General features: G+C 66.2%; 16 protein-coding genes. 8 read left to right on the top strand and 8 right to left on the bottom strand.

The genetic code is table 11. From position 1 onward, the window contains the following. Positions 1-57: 57 nt before the first annotated feature. Positions 58-1,383, top strand: a complete 1,326-nt coding sequence (locus ACNSTU_RS15445) for a sigma 54-interacting transcriptional regulator (protein WP_418212582.1) — start codon at positions 58-60, stop codon at positions 1,381-1,383. A gap of 91 nt (positions 1,384-1,474) precedes the next feature. After that, positions 1,475-2,500: a hypothetical protein gene (locus tag ACNSTU_RS15440; protein WP_418212581.1), complete on the top strand. Its 1,026-nt coding sequence runs from the start codon at positions 1,475-1,477 to the stop codon at positions 2,498-2,500. Positions 2,501-2,736: 236 nt separating this feature from the next. On the opposite strand, the gene ACNSTU_RS15435 is transcribed toward ACNSTU_RS15440, so the two are convergent. The 7 genes from ACNSTU_RS15435 to ACNSTU_RS15405 all read right to left on the bottom strand — a co-directional run bounded on the left by ACNSTU_RS15435 (position 2,737) and on the right by ACNSTU_RS15405 (position 11,397). Beyond that, a complete protein-coding gene (locus ACNSTU_RS15435; protein ID WP_418212580.1) occupies positions 2,737-3,198 on the bottom strand; it encodes a hypothetical protein in 462 nt (153 codons plus the stop codon). 1 nt (position 3,199) lies between these two features. Continuing rightward, positions 3,200-3,880: a C39 family peptidase gene (locus ACNSTU_RS15430; RefSeq protein WP_418212579.1), complete on the bottom strand. Its 681-nt coding sequence runs from the start codon at positions 3,878-3,880 to the stop codon at positions 3,200-3,202. Further along, the gene (locus ACNSTU_RS15425; RefSeq protein WP_418212578.1) at positions 3,877-4,221 is read right to left on the bottom strand and encodes a hypothetical protein; all 345 of its coding nucleotides are present in this window, start codon (positions 4,219-4,221) and stop codon (positions 3,877-3,879) included. The genes ACNSTU_RS15430 and ACNSTU_RS15425 overlap by 4 nt, the downstream gene beginning before the upstream one ends. A 60-nt stretch (positions 4,222-4,281) precedes the next feature. Further along, positions 4,282-5,160 (bottom strand): hypothetical protein, encoded by an 879-nt coding sequence (locus ACNSTU_RS15420; RefSeq protein ID WP_418212577.1) that lies wholly within the window; start codon positions 5,158-5,160, stop codon positions 4,282-4,284. A 366-nt stretch (positions 5,161-5,526) separates the two neighbouring features. Then, complete coding sequence (gene putA / locus ACNSTU_RS15415) at positions 5,527-8,682, bottom strand: bifunctional proline dehydrogenase/L-glutamate gamma-semialdehyde dehydrogenase PutA (protein ID WP_290637863.1); 3,156 nt, start codon at positions 8,680-8,682, stop codon at positions 5,527-5,529. Between the two features lie 93 nt (positions 8,683-8,775). Continuing rightward, complete coding sequence (gene putP / locus ACNSTU_RS15410) at positions 8,776-10,248, bottom strand: sodium/proline symporter PutP (RefSeq protein ID WP_290634204.1); 1,473 nt, start codon at positions 10,246-10,248, stop codon at positions 8,776-8,778. 117 nt (positions 10,249-10,365) lie between these two features. Further along, positions 10,366-11,397: a Fe(3+) ABC transporter substrate-binding protein gene (locus tag ACNSTU_RS15405; RefSeq protein ID WP_290637861.1), complete on the bottom strand. Its 1,032-nt coding sequence runs from the start codon at positions 11,395-11,397 to the stop codon at positions 10,366-10,368. Between the two features lie 161 nt (positions 11,398-11,558). Here ACNSTU_RS15405 and ACNSTU_RS15400 point away from each other — a divergent pair, with 161 nt between their 5' ends. Next, a complete protein-coding gene (locus ACNSTU_RS15400) occupies positions 11,559-12,740 on the top strand; it encodes an ABC transporter ATP-binding protein (protein ID WP_418212576.1) in 1,182 nt (393 codons plus the stop codon). 38 nt (positions 12,741-12,778) lie between these two features. On the opposite strand, the gene ACNSTU_RS15395 is transcribed toward ACNSTU_RS15400, so the two are convergent. Then, complete coding sequence (locus ACNSTU_RS15395) at positions 12,779-14,455, bottom strand: ABC transporter permease (protein ID WP_290634220.1); 1,677 nt, start codon at positions 14,453-14,455, stop codon at positions 12,779-12,781. A 511-nt stretch (positions 14,456-14,966) separates the two neighbouring features. Between ACNSTU_RS15395 and gcvT the strand changes: the two genes are divergently transcribed. From gcvT to ACNSTU_RS15370, 5 genes are all read left to right on the top strand, one after another. Further along, positions 14,967-16,055, top strand: coding sequence for a glycine cleavage system aminomethyltransferase GcvT (gene gcvT, locus ACNSTU_RS15390; protein WP_290634210.1), 1,089 nt, complete (start codon positions 14,967-14,969; stop codon positions 16,053-16,055). Between the two features lie 44 nt (positions 16,056-16,099). Continuing rightward, positions 16,100-16,498, top strand: a complete 399-nt coding sequence (gcvH, locus tag ACNSTU_RS15385) for a glycine cleavage system protein GcvH (RefSeq protein ID WP_290637859.1) — start codon at positions 16,100-16,102, stop codon at positions 16,496-16,498. 33 nt (positions 16,499-16,531) lie between these two features. Beyond that, positions 16,532-17,899 carry an aminomethyl-transferring glycine dehydrogenase subunit GcvPA gene (gcvPA, locus tag ACNSTU_RS15380; protein ID WP_290637857.1) on the top strand — a complete coding sequence of 456 codons (1,368 nt, stop codon included), beginning with the start codon at positions 16,532-16,534 and terminating at the stop codon, positions 17,897-17,899. 18 nt (positions 17,900-17,917) lie between these two features. Then, a complete protein-coding gene (gcvPB, locus tag ACNSTU_RS15375; protein ID WP_290634216.1) occupies positions 17,918-19,384 on the top strand; it encodes an aminomethyl-transferring glycine dehydrogenase subunit GcvPB in 1,467 nt (488 codons plus the stop codon). Between the two features lie 130 nt (positions 19,385-19,514). Then, on the top strand, positions 19,515-20,447 hold the full coding sequence (locus ACNSTU_RS15370) for a carbohydrate kinase family protein (RefSeq protein WP_290634218.1): 933 nt from the start codon (positions 19,515-19,517) through the stop codon (positions 20,445-20,447). Positions 20,448-20,771 lie beyond the last annotated feature (324 nt).

Here is a 20,771-nt window from a genome sequence, read left to right as displayed (position 1 = left end):
TGCGAAATAACTCTACCAAGCGTTTAGGCTGGTCCACAACGCACGGGGGCATCGGGCGTGCTGGCACGCAGTCTGCTTCACATCAGTCCATCGGGGGAAGCGGCACCGCTGCCGGAGGCATTAGGGGCCTGCGGATGGACGTCATTCCCGGCGGAGACGCCTGAAGAGGCAGAGGCTCTGCACCAGCGGGAGCGGTTCCGGGTCGGGGTCATCAGTCTTGGCCCCAGCGGACTGACCCGGGACTGGCATGATCTGCTGCTGTCCATGCGCCACATCCGCTGGGTCGCTTCGCTGCCCCGGGAGTGTCTCGCCATTGGCGCGGTCGTGGATGCGATCTGCGATCACTGCTACGACTACCACGTGCTTCCGCTCGACGAGCGCCGCCTGGCCTACTGTCTTGGCCACGCCTGGGGGGTTGCCGGTCTCGGTGCCGAGCCGCCCTGCGAGGGTCGCTCCGGGTCGATGGTCGGCAATGGCCTGGCCATGCAGCGGCTGTTCCGACTGATCCCGCGCTACGCCCGCTCCCGGGCACCAGTGTTGATTCAGGGTGAAAGCGGCACGGGCAAGGAGCTGGCCGCCCAGGCGATCCACGACGCGTCCGCCCAGGCGGACGGCCCGTTCGTAGCGGTGAACTGCGGCGCGCTGCCGGCGTCGCTGATCCACTCCGAACTGTTCGGCCACGAGCGCGGTGCCTTCACCGGCGCTTCGAGCCGGCGTATCGGGCGGCTGGAGGCGGCCGATGGGGGCACGCTGTTCCTGGACGAAATCGGCGACCTGCCCATGGATCTCCAGGTCAACCTGCTGCGTTTCCTCCAGGAGGGGACGTTCGAGCGGCTCGGCGCCTCCCGCCAGGTCCATCCACGGGTGCGTGTCATCGCTGCAACATATGTGGACCTGGAAGAGTCCATTACCCGTAACCTCTTCCGTGAGGATCTCTACTATCGCCTCAACGTCCTGCGCCTGGAACTCCCGCCGTTGCGCGATCGCGCCGACGACGTGATCACGCTCGCCCAGCATTTCCTGCAGGAGTACTCCGGGGAAGGGCGTGGGCGCGCCAAGGGCTTCAGCCGCCATGCCATGGAGGCCATGCAGGCCCATAACTGGCCAGGTAACGTGCGCGAGCTCATGAACCGGGTTCGCCGCGCCGCGGTGCTGAGCGATCACGCCCTGATCACGCCGCGGGATCTGGGGCTGGAGCGCCGCCGGCAGGTGCACCGGACGGTGGATTCCCTGGCAGTGGTGCGGCAGGAAGCGGAGCGGGTGGCGATCCGCAACGCGTTGGCACGGTACACGCATAACTACTCCCTGGCGGCGCAGGCCCTGGGGGTATCGCGCGCCACTCTGTACCGCATGATCAGACGTCACGGACTGGAGGTGCGCTAACCGAACAGCGGAGCGCGACAACGGACTGATCGGCGGTGCCCGGAAGAAACACAATGCCCGCCTGACGGGCTCAGAACACAGGGGTCCGGCGATGGGAATGGTGCGTTGGTCGTTGGTTGGTGCGGCGGTGGTTCTTTCCCTCAGTCATGCTCAGGCCCAGGCTCAGAGCGAGGATGGTGGCAGCAGGGCCCGCGACGTGGGCGTGGTCACCGGCGAGCGGTCGGTGCTGAGTTCCCGCGGATCGCTGGTGGTGGAGCCTTCCCTGCAATACACCCACGCGGGGTCCACGCAGGTGGACATCCAGGGGTTTACCGTCATCCCCGCCATCGCTATCGGCCTCATCAACGTCAGCCAGGTGCAGCGGGACACGCTCACCTCCGCCCTGACCCTGCGCTACGGGCTCACTCAGCGGCTGGAGGTGGAGGCGCGCGTCCCGTACCTCTACCGGGAGGAGACGATCCGGGAGCGGGAGATTCTGGCGGATACCAGTTATCCCGGCGTGGAGCGCTCCACGGGTCATGGCCTCGGCGACATCGAAGCGGGGATCCGCTACCAGATCAACACCGGCGCTGAAGGGCCCTTGTTCGTGGGCGGAGTGCGGATCAAGTCCGACACCGGGCGGGGACCGTTCGATGTGGACACGCAGGAGCTCCTGACCGACGAGGGTGACAGTATCGGCGAGGCGTTCCTTGAGCAGCCCACGGGCTCGGGGTTCTGGAGCGTGCAGCCGAGCCTGAGCATGGTCTACCCTACTCAGCCGGCGGTGCTCTATGGCCACGTCAGTTATCTCTGGAGCATCGAGCGCGACGTGGGCGGCGAGTACGGTCGGGTCGACCCGGGTGATGCCATCAGTTTCGGTCTGGGCATGGGGCTGGCGGTGAACGACCGGACGTCGTTCAGCCTGGGCTACGACCACTCCATCGTAGGCCGGACCCGCATCAAGGATCCCGCAAACCAACTCCAGCCGAATTTCCGCCGCGTGCAGGTCGGTACTGCGTCCCTGGGAATCAGCCAGAGGTTGAGTGCCCGTACCACCGCCAACATCGGCTTCGGGTTCGGAGTCACCGACGCGGCGCCGGATGTGCAGATCTCCCTGCGGCTTCCGATCCGGTTTTGATTGTGTTTCGAGGTCGAACCTCGATTCGGGTATCGCGAGTGGGGGGCGAGCCTGTCGGGCGACTCGCGAAGCCCCGGTCCGCAGGCCGTCCGGCCCGAAGGGTGGCGGCAGGGACGCCGCCATCGATTTACAGCACAGGGATGTGCTGTAAATCGACCAGGCCGGAGGGACGGATCAAGGCGTAGCGCCGGAGCCCGACAGGCTCGATCCCCGCTCGCCCTCGCCTCGGGCACCAGTTAATGGATGACCTGCATTACCGCCTGGGCTTCCAGCATGCGGTCGCGGCTGATGCTGGTCACACCCCGCATGCCCTGCAGGTCCACGTTGAACTCGGTGTAGTTCTGGATACGAACGTTGTCGAGCTGGTTCTGAACGACCCAGCCGATGGACTGCCCCGCGGCCATGGCGTCCGCGTCCAGGGCGCCGACCCGCAGGCCTTCGGCGTCGAGGCCCGTGTGGTTCAGCAGCACACGGCCGTTCTCCCACTGCACGTGGGCGGCGTAGTCGCCGTTGATGAGCACGCCGCTGTCCATGCTCAGGGTGAGCATGCCGCCGCCGGGCAGCATGAAGCCGCCACGCATGTCGGCGAGCAGGGCATCGTCCACCGGATCGAGTGCCCGGAAGAACGGCTCAGCGCCGTGCGCGTGGGGGGCGGCGATGCACAGGGTCAGGGTCAGTGTTCGGAGCAGGGCGCGCATGTCAGTAGTCTCCCGCGCGGGGCAGCGAGAGCGTGAACCCCTCCACCGTTGGCCTTTGTAGCGCGATGCCGTAGGGGATGCGCGTGCGCACCGCCCACTGCTCGGTGCGGTTGAACGTCTCGCTCGCCTGTTCCACGTTGTCGCGCACCAGGAACAGCAGGCCGTTCCAGATGCGCTTGAATTCGGCGCGGCTGTAGACCCGCACCCCCAGCGCCGGGTCGCCCACCAGCACCTCGTCCGGTGACACCCCCTGGATCACCACGAAGTGGCGGTAGCCGTCGGTGGTGATCAGGGCGATCGCCGGGATGCCGGTGCCCGCCAGCGCGTCCAGCCCGGCGCGGAAGCCGTCGGCGTTGAGGCCGCGCTCGGCGAGAAAGTGCTTCATGTCCAGCATCGAGAACCCCTCGGTCTGCACGCGCTCCGCATCGGCATTCTCCAGCATGCCGTCCAGCGCCGTGCGCTCATCGATGGGGTCGTCGTAATGGTAGGTAAGCAGCGTTGCGACGGACGCGGCGCCACAGCTGAAATCGTAAGCCTGGCGAACCACTCCGTGGAAGCGGGCGTCGCGCATGTTGACCAGGTCCACGGCCAGGGTCGTGGCCGCGCCGGATATCCAGACCGTGCCGGCACTGAGCGGGGCCGCAACCACCAGCAGGCAGGCGAGGCACAGCCATTGTTTCATTGTGACACCGTGACGTTGAGGATGGTGGAGTCCTGGATGATCACGTGGTTGCCGCTGTTCTGGATCACCGATGTGATGCCGTGCACGTCGCTGAAAGCGCCGTGGGAGACGTTGTTATCGCCGGTGTAGGCGGTGCCGATCTCGTTGTCGGTGAGCACCGCCTGCCCCGATAGCAGACCGAGTTGGGCGTGGTACTGGCTCGACATGCCGCGGTGGGATTCCATCTCCTCGGTGTCCAGCGGCGCGGCGAACAGCGCGTCGCCATCGGCGGCACCGGCTAGGGGAAACAGCAGTAGGGTCGTCGCCGCTGCGGTACAGAGCAACAGGTTCCGGGTCTTCATGGATCGCACCTCCTAAGGGCGGGCCCCCGCGAACGGAAGCCCGCCATGGATCACGCTTGATCAGTCGAAGCTCAGGTTCGACTGCACCGTGACGTTCTGCTGGGTCAGGCTGTTGGAGCCGCTGTTCTGCGACGCCTGGTTGATGCCCGCGACCTCGCCGAAGGCACCACCGCCGATCCAGTTGTCCGCCGAGAAGTTGCTCTCGCCGTTGAGGCCCACGGAGTTGCCGGAGACCTCGCCCGACAGTTCGCTGCTGGCGACCGCCTGGCTCATGTTGACGGTGTTGGTGGAGTTGTCGTTGTTGGAGTCCGCAACGGAGTTGTCGGAGTTGTCGTTGTAGGAATCAGCGATGCTGTTGTCGGAGTTGTCGGAATTGTCCGAGTGATCCGAATTATCCGAATTATCGTTGCCGGAGTCGCTGATGCTGTTGTCCGAGCTGTCGTTGTAAGAGTCAGCGATGCTTGTGCTGTTGTCCGAGCTGTCGTTCCCGGAGTCCGAGATGCTGTTGTCGGAGTTATCGTTCCCTGAGTCCGAGATACTGTTGTCGGAGTTGTCGTTGCCGGAGTCGCTGACCGTGGTGTTGCCGGAATCGCTGATGCTGTTATCCGAGCTGTCATTGCCGGAATCGGCGATGCTGTTGTCGGAGTTGTCGTTTCCGGAGTCGCTGATGCTGTTATCCGAGCTGTCGTTGCCGGAGTCGGCAATGCTGTTGTCGGAGTTATCGTTGCCGGAGTCGTTGGTGCTGTTGTTGGAGCTGTCGTTCGCGGAATCAGCCCAGCTGTTGCTGCTGTCGGCCGAGGCCGTGGACTCACCAGACGCCGCCGCGGACGCATTGTCGGCGTTGGCGTTGTTGTCGTTCTCGGCAAGCACCATTCCGTGCATCCCCAGGCCGAATACGGCAGCAATGGACGCGGCGATAATTGCGTTGGTCTTCTTCATGGTTGAACCCCTTCACACGTTTGTCTCTGAGGAAAACTACCGGCACGGGCGCACCGCTCGGCTCGGCGTGGTGCAGGACAGCAAGAGGCGGGCCAAAGGGGGGCGTTCGCGCAGGAGTATTGTGAGAGTGTTTTCAAGTCCCTGATTTATAGGCGCACACACGGGGGCGGGGAGATGGCCAAAGTCGCCTGATGGCGTGTCGGCGTGGCGGCGCCCCGTTCGCAACGTGGCGAGCCCCGGGTCCGGCGATCAACGTGTTTCACGGGCGAGACGTCAGCAGGCGCTTAAAGCCTCAAACGCCTGATACCGGCTGACTGGCGGCCTGGCGGAGTGGTGTCTCAGAGATGCGACGCCACTCCGCCCCCGTCATCGCGGCAGATCCTCTTCGTCACCCATGGCGAACAACGACGCGTTGCCCCCGGCCGCAGTGGTGTCCACGGTGACTGTGCGCTCCGTGGCAAAGCGGTGGAGATAGCGCGGTCCGCCGGCCTTCGGGCCGGTGCCGGAGAGCCCCTCGCCGCCGAAGGGCTGCACGCCCACCACCGCGCCGATCTGGTTGCGGTTCACGTACAGATTGCCTACCCGCGCGCGCTCTGCCACCCGGTCGGCGACGGCGTCGATACGGCTGTGGACGCCTAGGGTGAGCCCGTAGCGCGTGTTGTTGATGGCGTCCACGACCCGGTCCAGCTCGCCGGCCTTGTACCGCACCACGTGCAGAATCGGGCCGAAGTGCTCGTCGTCCAGGTCATCGATGCTGCTGATCTCGAAGGCGACAGGAGCGACGAAGGTACCGTGCTCGGTATCCGGCCCCAGCGGTGTTTCGCCGATCAGGCGCCCGTCGCGCTTCATCGCCTCCACGTGCCGCAGCAGCCCGTCCCGTGCCTCCGCGTCGATCACCGGTCCCACATCGGTGGCTAGCCACGCCGGGTCACCCACCGTGAGCTCCTGCATGGCGCCGTTGAGCATGTGCAGGACGTGATCCGCCACGTCCTCCTGCACGTAGAGCACCCGCAGGGCCGAACAGCGCTGGCCGGCGCTCTGAAAGGACGAAATGAGCACATCCCGGACCAGTTGCTCGGGCAGGGCGGTGGAATCGGCGATCATGGCATTCTGGCCGCCAGTCTCGGCAATTAGCGGAATGATCGGCCCCTGCCGTTGGCTGAGGGTCTGGTTGATGCGCCGGGCCGTGGCCACCGAGCCGGTGAAGGCAACGCCGTTGATGCGCTCGTCGGCGACCAGCCGGCCGCCGATATCGCCCGCCCCGGGCAGCAGTTGCAGGACTTCCGGCGGAATGCCCGCCTCCAGTAACAGCTCCGCGGCCCGGGCGCCGATGAGGCTGGTCTGCTCGGCGGGCTTTGCGACCACGGTGTTGCCTGCGGCCAGCGCCGCCGTGACCTGGCCGGTGAAGATGGCCAGCGGGAAGTTCCAGGGGCTGATGCACACGAACACGCCGCGGCCGTGCAACGCGATCTCGTTCTTCTCTCCGGTGGGCCCGGGCAGCGGCATGGGCGTGCCAAAGTCGAGGCGGACGCGCTGGGCGTAGTAGCGGCAGAAGTCCACCGCTTCGCGCACTTCGGCCACTGCATCCGGAATCCCCTTGCCCGCTTCGCGCACGCACAGGGCCATGAGTTCGGCCATGTGGCTTTCCATCAGGTCGGCCATGCGGTCGAGGCACTTGGCGCGTTCCTCGGCGGTAGTGGCGGACCACTCGGCGGCGGCGCGGCTGGCCATGGTGATGGCCTCATCCGCCTGTTCCGGTGTTGTCCAAACGACGCTGCCCACCTGCCGTCGCCGGTCGGCCGGGTCGTGGACCGCTTCCGCCTCGCCCTCGCGCGCCTTGCCGCCGATGAGTGGCGCCGCGTGCCAGCGCTGGTCTGCTGCTGCGGCCATGGCGTCGCCCAGGGGTTCGATGACCAGGTGATCGGCCAGGTTGACGCCCATGGAGTTGCGGCGTTGTTCGCCGTAGATGTTGGCCGGCAGGGGAATGCGCGGGTGGGGTTTGCGCTGCAGGCCGCGAACCGCCTCCACCGGGTCGGCTACCATCTCTTCGATGGGCAGCTTTTCGTCCTGGATGCGGTTGACGAATGAACTGTTGGCGCCGTTCTCCAGGAGTCGCCGGACCAGATAGGGCAGCAGCTCCTCGTGGCTGCCCACAGGGGCGTAGATGCGCACCGGCCGATGCCCCTGCTTGCGGCCGACGATGGGCTCATACAGGGCCTCGCCCATGCCGTGCAGCCGCTGGAACTCGTAGGGCGCGTCGCCGGCCTCTTCCATGACCCAGGCCAGGGTGTGGGCGTTGTGGGTGGCGAACTGCGGGTAGATCCGGTCGCTGCCCGCTTTCAGCAGGCGCCGCGCGCAGGCCAGGTAGGAGACGTCGGTGCTCGCCTTGCGGGTGAATACGGGGTACTCCGGGTAGCCGCTTTCCTGCGCCTTCTTGACCTCGCTGTCCCAGTAGGCGCCCTTCACCAGCCGGACCATCAGCCGGCGGTCGTGCCGGTCGGAAAGGTCGGCGAGCCAGTCGATCAACGGTGCGGCGCGCTTCTGGTAGGCCTGCACGGCCAGCCCGAATCCGTGCCAGCCGGCGAGGCTGCCGTCGCCGGAGACGGCCTCGATCACGTCGAGGGAGATATCCAGCCGGTCGGCCTCTTCGGCATCGACGCACAGGCCGATGTCGGCATCCCGGGCCAGTTCCGAGAGCCGCCCGAGGCGCTCGACGAGGATGTCTCGGCTGCGGTTGAAGTGACCGAACTCGTACCGCGGGTGGAGTGCCGAGAGCTTCACCGAAATGCCCGGCCCGTCGAGCACGCCCTTGCCCTTGCCATTTCTGGCGATCGCCTTGATGGCGTTCTGGTAGGCGGCGTAGTAGCGGTCGGCATCCTCCATGGTGCGCGCCGCCTCGCCCAGCATGTCGTAAGAATGGCGGTAGCCGTGCTTTTCGTCGTCCCGGGCGCGCTTGAGTGCCTCGTCAATGGTGCGGCCGATGACGAACTGCCTGCCCATGATACGCATGGCTTGCCGGATCGCCTGGCGGATCACCGGTTCGCCGCTGCGCTGGACCATGCGTCGCACCGTATAGGCGAGATCCCTCGTGGAGCGCTCGTCGAAGCGCACCACCCGGCCTGTGAGCATCAGCCCCCAGGTGGAGGCGTTCACGAACACCGATTCGCTGTGGCCCATGTGGGAGGCCCAGTCGCCGGTGCTGATCTTGTCCCGGATCAGGTCGTCGGCCGTCGCCGAGTCGGGCACGCGCATCAGCGCTTCCGCCAGGCACATGAGCACCACGCCCTCCTTGCTGGAGAGGTCGTATTCGTGCAGCAGGGCGTCGATCCCGCCCTGGGAGACGCGGTTGTCGCGGACATGCTGGACCAGCCGCGCCGCTTCGCCCGCGACGCGCTGCTGGCGCTCGGGCGCATGCGCGGCTTCGTCGAGCAGCGCCTCGACCATGGCGGTCTCGTCGCGGTGGTACGCCTCGCGGACGGCCTGTCGCAGGGTGGAAGGGCGTGGACCGGGTTTGATGATCATGAGCAACGACCCCTGATCGGGTGGTGGCCGGGACGGCCACCACCAGAGTGGATTGATGGCGGGCCACGACCCGCCGGGGAGGCGTTCGTCGGCCTAATCGTGCGCCCGTTCGAATTGGACGCGCATGGACGCCGACGGTTCCGGGCCGATCCGGCTGAACACGACGATGGCGACGGTTGCGAAGATGAAGCCGGGCAGGATCTCGTAGACGTCGAAGATGCCCGCGGGGCCGCCTTCGAGCATGTCCCAGACGATGACCGTGACGGCACCGACCACGAGGCCCGCGAGTGCGCCGTTGCGGGTCATGTCACGCCAGAACAGGGACAGGATGATCACCGGCCCGAAGGCGGCGCCGAAGCCGGCCCAGGCGTAGGCCACCAGATCCAGCACCAGGCTCTCGTCGTCCATGGCCAGCAGTATGGCGATGGCTGCTACCCCAAGCACCGCGGCGCGACCGACCCAGACCAGTTCGCCCTCGGTGGCGTCGCGCCGGAGCATGGCCTTGTAGAAGTCGGCGGTGAGTGCACTGGAGGAGACCAGTAGCTGGGAGTCGATGGTGCTCATGATGGCCGCGAGAATGGCGGCGAGCAGAATGCCGGCAACCCACGGGTTGAACAGCACCTGGTTCATCATGATGAAAGCCGCTTCCTGATCGTCCAGCGGCGCATCCCCGAACCATGCCATAGCCACCAGTCCGGTGAGGACGGCGCCGATCAGCGAGAAGACCATCCAGGTCATGCCGACCCCCATGGCCTTGGGGATCTGGTCTTCGGAACGGATGGCCATGAACCGGGCCAGGATGTGCGGCTGGCCGAAGTAGCCCAGCCCCCACGCCAGCAGGGAGACGATGCCCAGGAAGGTCATGTCGTGCCAGATGTCCATGCCGCCCGGCTCGACCTCACGCACACCAGCGGCGACCTCGCTCCAGCCGCCCATGGCGGCGATGCCCACGGCGGGCACGAGCAGCAGGGCGCAGAACATGAGGATGCCCTGCAGGAAGTCCGTCCAGCTCACCGCCAGGAAGCCGCCCATGAAGGTGTAGGCGATGATGACGGCGGCCCCCACCAGCAGGGCGGTGTGGTAGTCGAAGCCGAACGTGTTCTCGAACAGCGTTGCACCGGCCACCATTCCCGACGAGGTGTAGAACGTGAAGAACAGCAGGATGACCACGGCCGAAACCACGCGGAGGATGCGCGTGTTGTCCTCGAAGCGGTGCTCCAGGAAGTCGGGCAGGGTGATGGCGTCATCGGCGATCTCGGTATGGCGGCGCAGCCGGCGCGCCACGAACAGCCAGTTGAGAAAGGCACCGGCTGACAGTCCCACCGCGATCCATATCTGGTTCATGCCCGCCGCGTAGACGGCACCGGGCAGTCCGAGAAGCAGCCAGCCGCTCATGTCGGAAGCGCCCGCGCTCAGCGCCGTTACCCCCGGGCCGAGCTTGCGGCCCCCGAGGATGTAATCGGAGAGGTTGTTCGTGAGTCGATAGGCGAACAACCCGACCAGGAGCATGAGAACAAGATAAAGGACGAACGTGATCAGCGTGGGTACGTTCAGTTCCGCTTCCATCAGGCACCCTTCCGGTTGTTGTCGTGGTTTGCCTGTAGGATTAGCAGTCGCCGGGCCCGCGCACAAGTCGTGCGTACGCCCCGCGCCGGAATTTCCTGCGCGTCGGCGTGATTGGTGTCAGCGCCAGCCGACGCGGTCGAACATGCGCACCGCGGCCGGGTTGTTGTTGCCCAGCTCGCTGATGTTCAGTGCGTCACGCTCGATCGGCCCCCATGACTCCACTGTATCGTCGCCGGATATCCCTTCCACCACGGGTAGCTCGTGATTGCCGGCGGCGAAGAGTTCCTGCGCCTCGTCGGAGGCCAGGAACTCCAGGAAGCGAATGGCGTTATCGCGGTTGGGGGCGCCGTCCACGACCCCGGCGCCACCGACGTTCACGTGGACGCCGCGGTCCCCCTGATTCGGGAAGATGATGCCCACGCGCTCGGCAAGCTCACGGTCACGGGTGTCGTCGGAGTTCAGCATCCGTACGTAATAGTAGTGATTGGCAACACCGATCTCGCACTCGCCCGTGGCAACGCCGCGGATCTGGTCGGTATCCCCGCCCCGGGGTGGTCGGGCCAGATTGTCCACCACACCCTGCGCCCACGCTTCCGAATCTTCCTCGCCATGTACGGCGATCATGGAGGCCAGCAGCGACTGGTTGTAGATGTTGCTGGACGAGCGGATACACAGCTGGCCGTTGAAGCGTGGGTCGGCCAGGTCTTCGTAGGTCTCCAGCTCATCCGGATCAAACGCCTCCTTGTTATAGAACACCACGCGCATGCGCTGGCTGAATCCGAACCACAGCCCGTCCGGGTGGCGCATGGCCTCCGGCAGGCGCTCGCTCAGCTCCGCGGATTCGACGGCCTGGAAGATGCCGTCCTGCTCGGCACGCCAGAGCCGGCCGGCGTCCACGGTGATCAGCACGTCCGCCGGGCTGGCGGCGCCCTCACGACGGATTCGCTGGATCAGCTGGTCGGAATCCGCCTCGAGAACGCGCACGTCGATCCCCGTGCGTTCCGTGAACGCATCGTAAAGCGTGCGATCCTCGTCATAGTGCCGGGCTGAGTAGACAGTCACTTCATCAGCGAAGGCGGTGAGGGAGGCAGCCATGGTGGCCGCGGCAAGCGCGGCAGTCACGGCGTGGCGGGCAGAGGCGCTGGTCATTGGAACTCCATGAACCCGGAAACGATAACGGTTCGTATTCGCATTGAAGCGTAGTGGACACCGCCTCTGGTAGTGCTGTCAAGATGATGCGCTGCGCGTTTACAAATGATTCGCATTTACATACCATCGGGGAGACATCCCTCACCAGATGAGTCGAATCCATGGTTGCCACGCCGAGTTCCACGCATGCGGTTCAGTCTGCGTCGGAGAATGCGCCAGTCCTGGTGGTTGAGGGCGTTTCCCGGGCGTTCGGGAGTCTGGCGGCGGTGACCGACGTGGACCTCACCGTCCACCCCCACGAGGTGGTCTGTCTGTTGGGTCCTTCGGGCTGCGGCAAGACCACGCTGCTGCGCATCGCCGCGGGCCTGGAGTCGCTGCATCGTGGACGTGTCGCCATTGACGGGCAGACCGTGGCGGGCGAGGGGCGCCACGCGGTGCCGCCGGAGCGTCGCAGTGTGGGCCTCGTGTTTCAGGATTCGGCGCTGTTCCCGCACCTGTCCGTCGCGGACAACGTCGCCTTCGGGCTGACGGAGCGCTCCGGGCGCCGGCGGCACGAGCGGGTGCGTGCTCTGCTGGAACAGCTGCGCATCGGTCAGTACGAGGACAGTTTCCCTCATACCCTGTCGGGTGGTCAGCAGCAGCGCGTCGCGCTGGCCCGGGCGCTCGCGCCCGCGCCGCGGCTCATGCTGCTCGATGAGCCGTTCTCCAGCCTCGATGCGCGGTTGCGCAATCAGATCCGCGATGACACGTTGCACCTGCTCAAGGACAGCGGCACCGGTACGCTCATGGTGACCCATGACCCGGAAGAGGCGCTGTTCATGGCCGACCGAATCGCCCTGATGCGCGACGGGCGGATCGTGCAGGTCGGCACGCCCATGGAGCTTTACTGTCAGCCCCGTGACCCCTTCGTGGTGACTTTCTTCGGCGACGTCAACGAGTTCTTCGGCGAGGTCCGTGGCGGTACCGTGGAGACGCCGGTGGGTCACGTGGACGCAACGGGCATGGCCGACGGCACGTCGGTGCGCGTGATGATTCGGCCGGAGGCGGTGAACGTCACCGTCCAGGGTGAGCCGGATGGACGCCATGACCGCAGTCACGTGGTCATGTCCAAGCTGCTCGGAGCGAGCAGCCTGGTCCACCTCTGCGCCCATGACGCCGCCGGGGGCGAGTCCCATCTGCATGCCCGCATGCCGGGGGTTTTTCTGCCCGCACGCAACCAGCCCGTGGACATCCGGCTGGACCCGTCCCAGGCGTTTGTCTTTCCGCTCGATGAGCAGCAGGCGGGGGGGGCATCGTCCGCCCAGGCAGACGGCAGCCCGTTACGCGCCCAGGGCTGGAACTGACCGGCCGCTATTCAGAACGACCCGATCCGGCCGCGCGCCTATTCGCTGCTGCCCGGCCGCGCCCGCCGCATGGCCAGGCTCAACAGAATCACGGGGATGATCCCGACGATGACGATGGCCAGGGAGGATGTGGACGCCTGCGCCAGACGCTCATCGGAGGCGAGGTTGTGAGCCCGTACCGCCAGGGTGTCGAAGTCGAACGGCCGCAGGATGATGGTGGCCGGCAGTTCCTTCATGGCGTCCACGAACACCAGAATCCCCGCGGCCAGCAGGCTGCTGCGCATGATGGGCGTGTGCACGCGCCGCAGCGTACCGCCCGCGGTTTTGCCCAGCGTGCGGGAGGCCGCGTCCATGGTGGGGGTCACCTTGCCGAGGCTGGCTTCCACGGTGTTGAACGAGACCGCGAGAAAGCGGGCCACGTAGGCATAGACGAGAATGAACATCGAGCCCGACAGGATCAGGCCGAGATTCATGCCGAGCCAGTCGCTGGCGATGACGTTGAGCTGGCTGTCCAGCCAGCCCAGCGGGATCAGCACCCCGACGGCGATGACTGCACCGGGGATGGCGTAGCCCATGGCGGCGATCCGTGCGGCGCCGCGGGTAACGGGGCCAGGGTTGAGGCGTACGCCATAACTCAGGACCACCGAGAGCGCGACGGCAAACACGGCGGTCACCGCCGCCAGGGTCAGGCTGTTGCGGGCGAACTCCAGGAAGCGCGTCCCCAGCAGTGCGTCGCCCTGCTGGATACTCATGCTGCTCAGCAGCAGCGCGGGGCCGATGAAGCCGATCAGCACCGGCAGTCCGCAGGCGAGGATGGCCCCGATCCGGCTCCAGCCCCGCAGCTGGTATTCCGGCAGGGCCTGATAGCGGCTGGACGTATGGAAGTAGCGGCTGCGGCCCCGTGACCATCGCTCCAGCACCACCAGCACCAGCACGAACACCATCATGAAGGCGGCGAGCTGGGCTGCGGCCACAGGTTCGCCGAGCCCGAACCAGGTCCGGTAGATGCCGGTGGTGAACGTGTCCACGCCGAAGAACTGCACCGCACCAAAGTCGTTGAGCGTCTCCATCAGGGCCAGCGCGACGCCGCCAGCGAGGGCGGGCCGGGCCAGGGGCAGGGCGACCCCGGAGAACAGCCGCCAGGGTCCGCGGCCGAGGGTGCGCCCCACGTCCAGCACACAGACCGACTGCTCGAGAAAGGCGGCGCGGGCGAGCAGGTAGACGTAGGGGTAGAGCACGAACGTCATGAGCGTGGCCGCGCCGCCGAGGGAACGGATCTCCGGAAACCAGTAATCGTGACGGCTCCACTCGAACACTTCCCGCAGCCAGGTCTGCACCGGCCCGGCGAACTGCAGGAAGTCGGTGTAGGCGTAGGCGATCACGTAGGTGGGAACGGCGAGGGGCAGCAGTAGCGCCCATTCGAAGATGCGCTGGCCCGGAAACCGGCACATGACCACCAGCCATGCCGTGCTCGCGCCGATCACCAGCGTGCCGCAGCCGACCGTGACCAGCAGGAACAGCGTATTGCCCACGTAACGGGTGAGGACGGTATTGGAGAGGTGCGTCCAGATGCCGTCGGTCGGAATGACCACGTGCGCAAGCACCACGACCACCGGCAGCGCCACCAGGGCGGCGATCGCGAGCGTGAGCGCCTTCCACACATCCATCCGCGGGAGCAGTTCCCGGATCAGGGATGGGAGCCGGGCGCTGGCCATCGGCGGCAAGGGCGACCTCCTGTGGGCGTGGTTCGGCTGGCCATGGGCGGATGCCCGGCCGATCAGTGGTTGCAAATGATAACGGTTCACGCTTGGGTGTGCATCCGCTGCAGGCGCAATGGCGGGAGAAACCGGTCGGAAAGAATCCATTTCCTGTCGGAGAAGGGGCTTTCTCCACCGTCGGTGGCTGCGCTCCATGTGCGATCAAAAACCTGTTTAAAGTCTCTGTTTTTTAGGGGGTTTGTCTGGGTTTAAGGGCATGGTGGCCGGGCTGTTGAACGCCCATTCGGCCGGGCGTCGCTGCATGCACCCGTTACCGGGCAGCGGTTGCTACTGAACTCCAGCCGGCATACCCTTGCGGTTTAGATTTTGACCAGCGAAGCGGTTCAGGGGCGTTGCGCTACGGCGGCAACGCTCGGCCCGAACCGCTCGTCCGCCCGTGGTGGAGCCCCAATCCTGTGCTTCTGCTGCGGGCAGACGCGCCACGCAATCAGGAGGGTTCTGCGCAACCATGTTGCAGCGCACACCGTTGTACGAACGTCACAAGGCCGCAGGCGCCAAACTCGTGGACTTCGCCGGCTGGGAAATGCCTGTGAACTACGGCTCTCAGATCAAGGAACACGAGCAGGTGCGCACCGCCGCCGGCCTGTTCGACGTGTCGCACATGGGAGTGGTGGATGTCTCCGGTGCGGACGCGCTCGCCTTCCTGCGCCACATTCTGGCCAATGATGCGGCGCGCCTGAAAGAGCCGGGGCAGGCCTTCTACACCTGCATGCTCAACGACGAAGGCGGCATCATCGACGACCTGATCGTCTATTACCTTTCCGAGGGTCGCTACCGCATCGTGGTCAATGCGGCGCGGCGGGCCGAGGACATCGACTGGATCACCCGCCATGCCGAGCAGTTCGACGTGCGGGTTCGCGAACGGGCGGATGCCGCCATGATTGCCGTGCAGGGGCCGCAGGCGGAGCAGTGCCTGGGGCATGCGGTGGACGCGCGCCTCGAGCATCGGCTGAGCACATTGAAACCCTTCCGTGCCGTGGAAACCGGGGACTGGCTGATCGCCCGCACCGGTTACACCGGCGAAGACGGCTTTGAAGTGATTCTTCCGGCGCGCTCCGCCGTGGATCTCTGGGACCACCTCACGGCGGCGGGCGCCGCGCCCTGTGGTCTGGGCGCCCGTGACAGCCTGCGCCTGGAGGCGGGTCTGCACCTGTACGGCCAGGACATGGACACCACGACCACGCCGCTGGAAGCGGCGCTGGGCTGGACCGTGGCGTGGACGCCGGAAGACCGGGACTTCATTGGCCGCAGTGCGCTGGAGGCTCAGCGTGAAGCGGGCGTGCCGCGACGCCTCGTGGGCTTCGTGCTGGAGGGCCGGGGCGTGCTCCGGCACGGCCAGGCCCTGAGTTCCGAAGCCGGCGGCACCGGAGAAATCACGTCCGGCGGCTTCTCGCCGGTACTGGGCTGTTCCATCGCCATGGCGCGTATTCCCGCCGGCGATGACGGCCCGTGGACAGTCGACATGCGCGGACGGGCGCTGCCCGTGCGGCGGGTGAAACCGCCGTTCGTCCGCAATGGTCAAGCTTTCATTAATTGAACGACCCGGTTGTCGAGGGTCAGAAACTTAAGGGACGCAAACCAATGAGCAACGTACCCAGCGATCTGAAGTACGCATCGAGCCACGAGTGGGTCCGTCAGGACGACGACGGCACCGTGACCGTCGGCATCAGCGACCACGCCCAGGACGCCCTCGGCGATCTGGTGTTCGTGGAAACGCCGGAGATCGACCGCACCGTGGAAGCGGGAGAGGCCGTCGCCGTGGTTGAGTCCGTGAAGGCCGCCTCCGACGTGTACGCGCCGGTGTCCGGCACCGTCATCGACGCCAACGCCCAGCTCCAGGACGCGCCGGAACTGGTGAATACCGACGCCTACGGCGAAGGCTGGATCATGCGCATCAAGCTGGATGATCCGGACGCCCTGGAAGAGCTCATGGACGCCGACGCTTACGAACAGCTCATCACGGAAGAAGACGACGGGTGAGGTCTGTTTTTCAAAACGGAGGCGGGTAATACCATGCCGTTCATTCCACATACCGATGAAGACATCCGCCGCATGCTGGCGGAAGTGGGCGTCGACAGCATCAACTCGCTGTTCGACGAAGTGCCCTCGGACCTGATCGATCCCGGCCTGCCCGGCATCCCCGAAGGTGTCTCCGAGATGGAGATCACCCGGGAGATGAACGAGCGCGCCGCCAGCGACATGCTGGGGCCGTGTTTCCTGGGGGCGGGGGCGTACCGCCATCACGTCCCCGCGGCGGTGTGGGAGATCACCACCCGCGGCGAGTACTACAGTGCCTACACGCCCTATCAGGCCGAAGCCAGCCAGGGCACGCTGCAGCTCATCTACGAGTACCAGAGCATGATGTCCGGGCTGATGGGCATGGATGCGTCCAACGCATCCCTGTACGACGGCGGCTCCGCACTGGCCGAGGCCGTGCTCATGGCCGTGCGCGCCAACCGGAAATCCAAATCCGGTCGCATCCTCGTGCCGGACACGGTCAACCCGATGTACTGCGATGCCACTCGGACCATCGTCGGCAACCAGGGCATCACCCTGGAGACAGTGGCCAGCAACGCTGAAACAGGTGCCGTGGACGTCGAGACGCTGGAGCAATGGGAGGGCGAGGACATCGCTGCGCTGGTCATTCAGCAGCCCAACTGGTTCGGCCGCCTGGAGGAAGCACAGGCGCTCACCGACTGGGCCCAGCGCAACGGCGCCCTGGTCATCGCGGTAGTCAATCCCACTGCCATGGCGGTGCTGACACCTCCCGGGGAGTGGGGCGAGAACGGTGCCGACATCGCCTGCGGCGAGGGGCAGCCCCTGGGGATCCCGCTGTCGTCGGGCGGCCCGTATTTCGGCTTCATGTGTTGCCGCAAGGCGCATGTGCGACAGATGCCGGGTCGTATCGTGGGCCGTACCGTGGATCTGGAAGGTCGCACCGGTTACACGTTGACTCTGCAGGCGCGGGAGCAGCACATCCGGCGCAACAAGGCCACCTCGAACATCTGCACCAACCAGGGCCTGATGGTGACCGCGGCGACGATCTACCTGTCGCTCCTCGGTGCCGAGGGGTTGGAGCGGGTGGCGGGGCACTGCCACGCCAACACCCGCAAGCTCACCGAGCGCCTGGCCGGCATCAAGGGTGTCAGCCTGCGTTTCGACGGCCCCTACTTCCATGAGCGCGTGGTCGAGCTGGACCGGCCGGCCGAGCCGGTGTTCCAGCAGCTCGCGAGCCAGGGCATTCTGGCGGGTTATCCGCTGGGCCGTCACGACAAGCGCCTGAGCAATGCCCTGCTCGTTTGCGCGACCGAGACGGTGACCGACGCCGATATCGATCGCTTCGCGGACGCCCTGAGCCACGCGCTGGCCAAGGCCGCCTGAGCAACCGGAGGTTCTACCGTGAGTCAGGAATCGCTGATCTTCGACCTGGGTCGCAGCGGGCGCTATGCCCGCGCCCAGGCGCCGGCGGAACACGCCGATCTGGCCGACATTCCGGCCGAGTTCCGGCGCAAGCAGCGCGCCGTGATGCCCGAAGTCTCGGAGTTGCAGGTGGTGCGTCACTACACCCGCCTGTCGCAGAAGAACTTCTCCATCGACACCAACTTTTACCCGCTGGGCTCGTGCACCATGAAGTACAACCCGCGAGCCTGTAACAGCCTGGCCATGCTGCCCGGCTTTCTGGATCGCCACCCTCATGCGCCGGACAGCACCGGGCAGGGTTTCCTGGGGTGTCTGTACAACCTCCAGGAGATGCTGGCGGAAGTCACCGGCATGAAGACCGTGTCGCTGGCCCCCATGGCCGGCGCGCAGGGTGAGTTTGCCGGGGTGGCCATGATCCGGGCCTACCACGACGCGCGCGGTGACGATGGCCGCACCGAGATCATCGTCCCGGATGCCGCCCACGGCACCAACCCGGCGACGGCCGTCATGTGTGGCTACAAGGTGCGGGAAATCCCCACCGCCGCCGACGGGGACGTTGACATGGCGGCGCTGCAGGAGGCCGTCGGACCCCAGACCGCCGGCATCATGCTCACCAACCCGTCCACCGTGGGCGTGTTCGAGCGTCGCATCCAGGAGATCGCCACGCTGGTCCACGAGGCGGGCGGGCTGCTGTACTACGACGGCGCCAACCTTAACGCCATTCTCGGCAAGGTGCGCCCCGGCGACATGGGCTTTGATGTCATCCACATCAATCTGCACAAGACCTTCTCGACGCCCCACGGCGGCGGCGGGCCGGGTGCCGGGGCCATCGGGGTGGGCGAACGGTTGCTGCCGCACACGCCGATTCCCCAGGTCGGCGAGGACAACGGCCAGTACTACTGGCGCACCGAGAAGGACATCCCGCAGACCATCGGTCGCCTGTCGGCGTTCGGCGGCAACGCCGGCGTGCTTCTGCGTGCCTACGTGTACGCCCGCATGCTGGGCCGCGAGGGCATGACGCGCGTGGCCGAGTACTCCACGCTCAACGCCAACTACCTGATGACCCGCCTCAAGGCGGAGGGCTTCCAGGTCTGGCTGCCGGAGCGGCGGGCGAGTCACGAGTTCATCATCAGTCTCAAGGGCGAGGCCAAGGAGCTGGGCGTGACCGCCGGCGACTTCGCCAAGCGCCTGCTGGACCTGGGGTATCACGCCCCGACGGCCTATTTCCCGCTGCTGGTTCCGGAGTGCCTGCTGATCGAGCCCACGGAGACGGAGACCGTGGATGATCTCGACGGCTTCGTGCAGGCCATGGTGACCATCCGCGAAGAGGCCCGTCACGACAAGGAGTTCGTCAAGGGCGCACCCTACAACATGCCGGTGCGGCGCCTGGACGAGGTCAAGGCGGCCAAGGAACTGGATCTGAAATGGCAGGGCGAGGCCAGCTGACGCTGGCCCGCCGCCACGCCCCCCATCTCTGCGCTCGGAGGCCTCCGGCTCGCGGGGGAACGGGCGTGGCATGCCAGCCGTCCGGCGCGTCCGGCCGATCGATTTCATTAGCAAGAGGGGAGAGCAACACATGTCCGCACTGATCAGCGGTTCCGTTGCGTTCGATACCATCATGGTCTTCCGGGACCGTTTCAAGAATCACGTGCTGCCCGAGCAGGTGCACATCCTCAACGTCGCCTTCCTGGTGGACGAGCTGCGGCGCGAGTTCGGCGGCTGTGCCGGCAACATCGCCTACAACCTGATGCTACTGGGTGAGCGCGGCCTGCCGCTGGCCACCGTGGGCAAGGATTTCGACAAATACAGCGAGTGGATGAAGGACTGGGGCGTGCCGCAGGACTACGTCCGCCGCTACGACGACCAGTACTGTGCCCAGGCGTATATCACCACCGATCTGGACGACAACCAGATCACCGCCTTCCACCCGGGCGCCATGAACATGGCCCACGAGGTGAGCGTGCCCACCAACGAGGGCGCGAAGATCGGCATCGTGGCGCCGAACGGCCGTGACGGCATGATCGCCCACGCGCAGCAGTTCGCCGATGCCGGCATTCCGTTCATCTTCGATCCGGGCCAGGGCCTGCCCATGTTCAATGGCGAGGAGCTCCTGGACTTCGTCAACAAGGCTACCTACATGGCGGTGAACGACTACGAGTCCCGCATGGTTCAGGATCGCACCGGCCTGAGCATGGATGACCTGGCGAAGAAACTGGATGCGCTGATCGTCACCCGCGGTGGTGAGGGATCGGACATCTATGCCAATGGCGAAACCATCCACGTGGACGCCGTGAAGCCCGAGGACGTCCTCGACCCCACCGGCTGTGGCGACGCCTACCGTGCCGGCATCCTGTACGGTCTGATCAAGGGTCTGGACTGGAAGACCACCGGTCAGATCGCCTCGCTCATGGGCAGCATCAAGGTGGCCCGCTCCGGCACCCAGAACCACCACTTCACGCTGGAGCAGTTCAAGGGCTGGTACAAGCAGGCCTTCGGCGAGAGCTTCTGAGGCTTCTGTCTCCGCACGAAAAAGCCGGCCCGAGGGCCGGCTTTTTTTTGGATGGTACAGGCCGTGGTGAGCACGGTGGACCTGAAGGTCCACCCTACGGATGCCCGGATGCCGGATGCCGGATGCCGGGTGCCGGGTGCCGGGTGCCGGGTGCCGGGTGCGCGGGTGCGCGGGTGCGCGGCGCGGGGTGCGGGGCTCGGGGCGCGGAGGGCGTAGGGTGGACCTTCAGGTCCACCACCCCCGCCCAGGCACCGCCGCTACAACCACTCCGCCGGCATGGCCCCGACCGCATCATCCCCGGCCAGCACCGCCGGCAGCAGCGCT

Source organism: Aquisalimonas sp. APHAB1-3 (genome assembly GCF_048323695.1).
Classification (GTDB): domain Bacteria; phylum Pseudomonadota; class Gammaproteobacteria; order Nitrococcales; family Aquisalimonadaceae; genus Aquisalimonas.
The sequence above is the reverse complement of the archived record's forward strand: the minus strand, read 5'-3'. Positions and strand labels throughout refer to the sequence as shown.

Bases quoted from the DNA above. Each gene is read 5' to 3' on its own strand.
- ACNSTU_RS15440 (WP_418212581.1), top strand. From the start codon at position 1,475: ATGGGAATGGTGCGTTGGTCGTTGGTTGGTGCGGCGGTGGTTCTTTCC.
- ACNSTU_RS15435 (WP_418212580.1), bottom strand. From the start codon at position 3,198: ATGCGCGCCCTGCTCCGAACACTGACCCTGACCCTGTGCATCGCCGCC.
- ACNSTU_RS15430 (WP_418212579.1), bottom strand. From the start codon at position 3,880: ATGAAACAATGGCTGTGCCTCGCCTGCCTGCTGGTGGTTGCGGCCCCG.
- ACNSTU_RS15425 (WP_418212578.1), bottom strand. From the start codon at position 4,221: ATGAAGACCCGGAACCTGTTGCTCTGTACCGCAGCGGCGACGACCCTA.
- ACNSTU_RS15420 (WP_418212577.1), bottom strand. From the start codon at position 5,160: ATGAAGAAGACCAACGCAATTATCGCCGCGTCCATTGCTGCCGTATTC.
- putA (WP_290637863.1), bottom strand. From the start codon at position 8,682: ATGATCATCAAACCCGGTCCACGCCCTTCCACCCTGCGACAGGCCGTC.
- putP (WP_290634204.1), bottom strand. From the start codon at position 10,248: ATGGAAGCGGAACTGAACGTACCCACGCTGATCACGTTCGTCCTTTAT.
- ACNSTU_RS15405 (WP_290637861.1), bottom strand. From the start codon at position 11,397: ATGACCAGCGCCTCTGCCCGCCACGCCGTGACTGCCGCGCTTGCCGCG.
- ACNSTU_RS15400 (WP_418212576.1), top strand. From the start codon at position 11,559: ATGGTTGCCACGCCGAGTTCCACGCATGCGGTTCAGTCTGCGTCGGAG.
- ACNSTU_RS15395 (WP_290634220.1), bottom strand. From the start codon at position 14,455: ATGGCCAGCGCCCGGCTCCCATCCCTGATCCGGGAACTGCTCCCGCGG.
- gcvT (WP_290634210.1), top strand. From the start codon at position 14,967: ATGTTGCAGCGCACACCGTTGTACGAACGTCACAAGGCCGCAGGCGCC.
- gcvH (WP_290637859.1), top strand. From the start codon at position 16,100: ATGAGCAACGTACCCAGCGATCTGAAGTACGCATCGAGCCACGAGTGG.
- gcvPA (WP_290637857.1), top strand. From the start codon at position 16,532: ATGCCGTTCATTCCACATACCGATGAAGACATCCGCCGCATGCTGGCG.
- ACNSTU_RS15370 (WP_290634218.1), top strand. From the start codon at position 19,515: ATGTCCGCACTGATCAGCGGTTCCGTTGCGTTCGATACCATCATGGTC.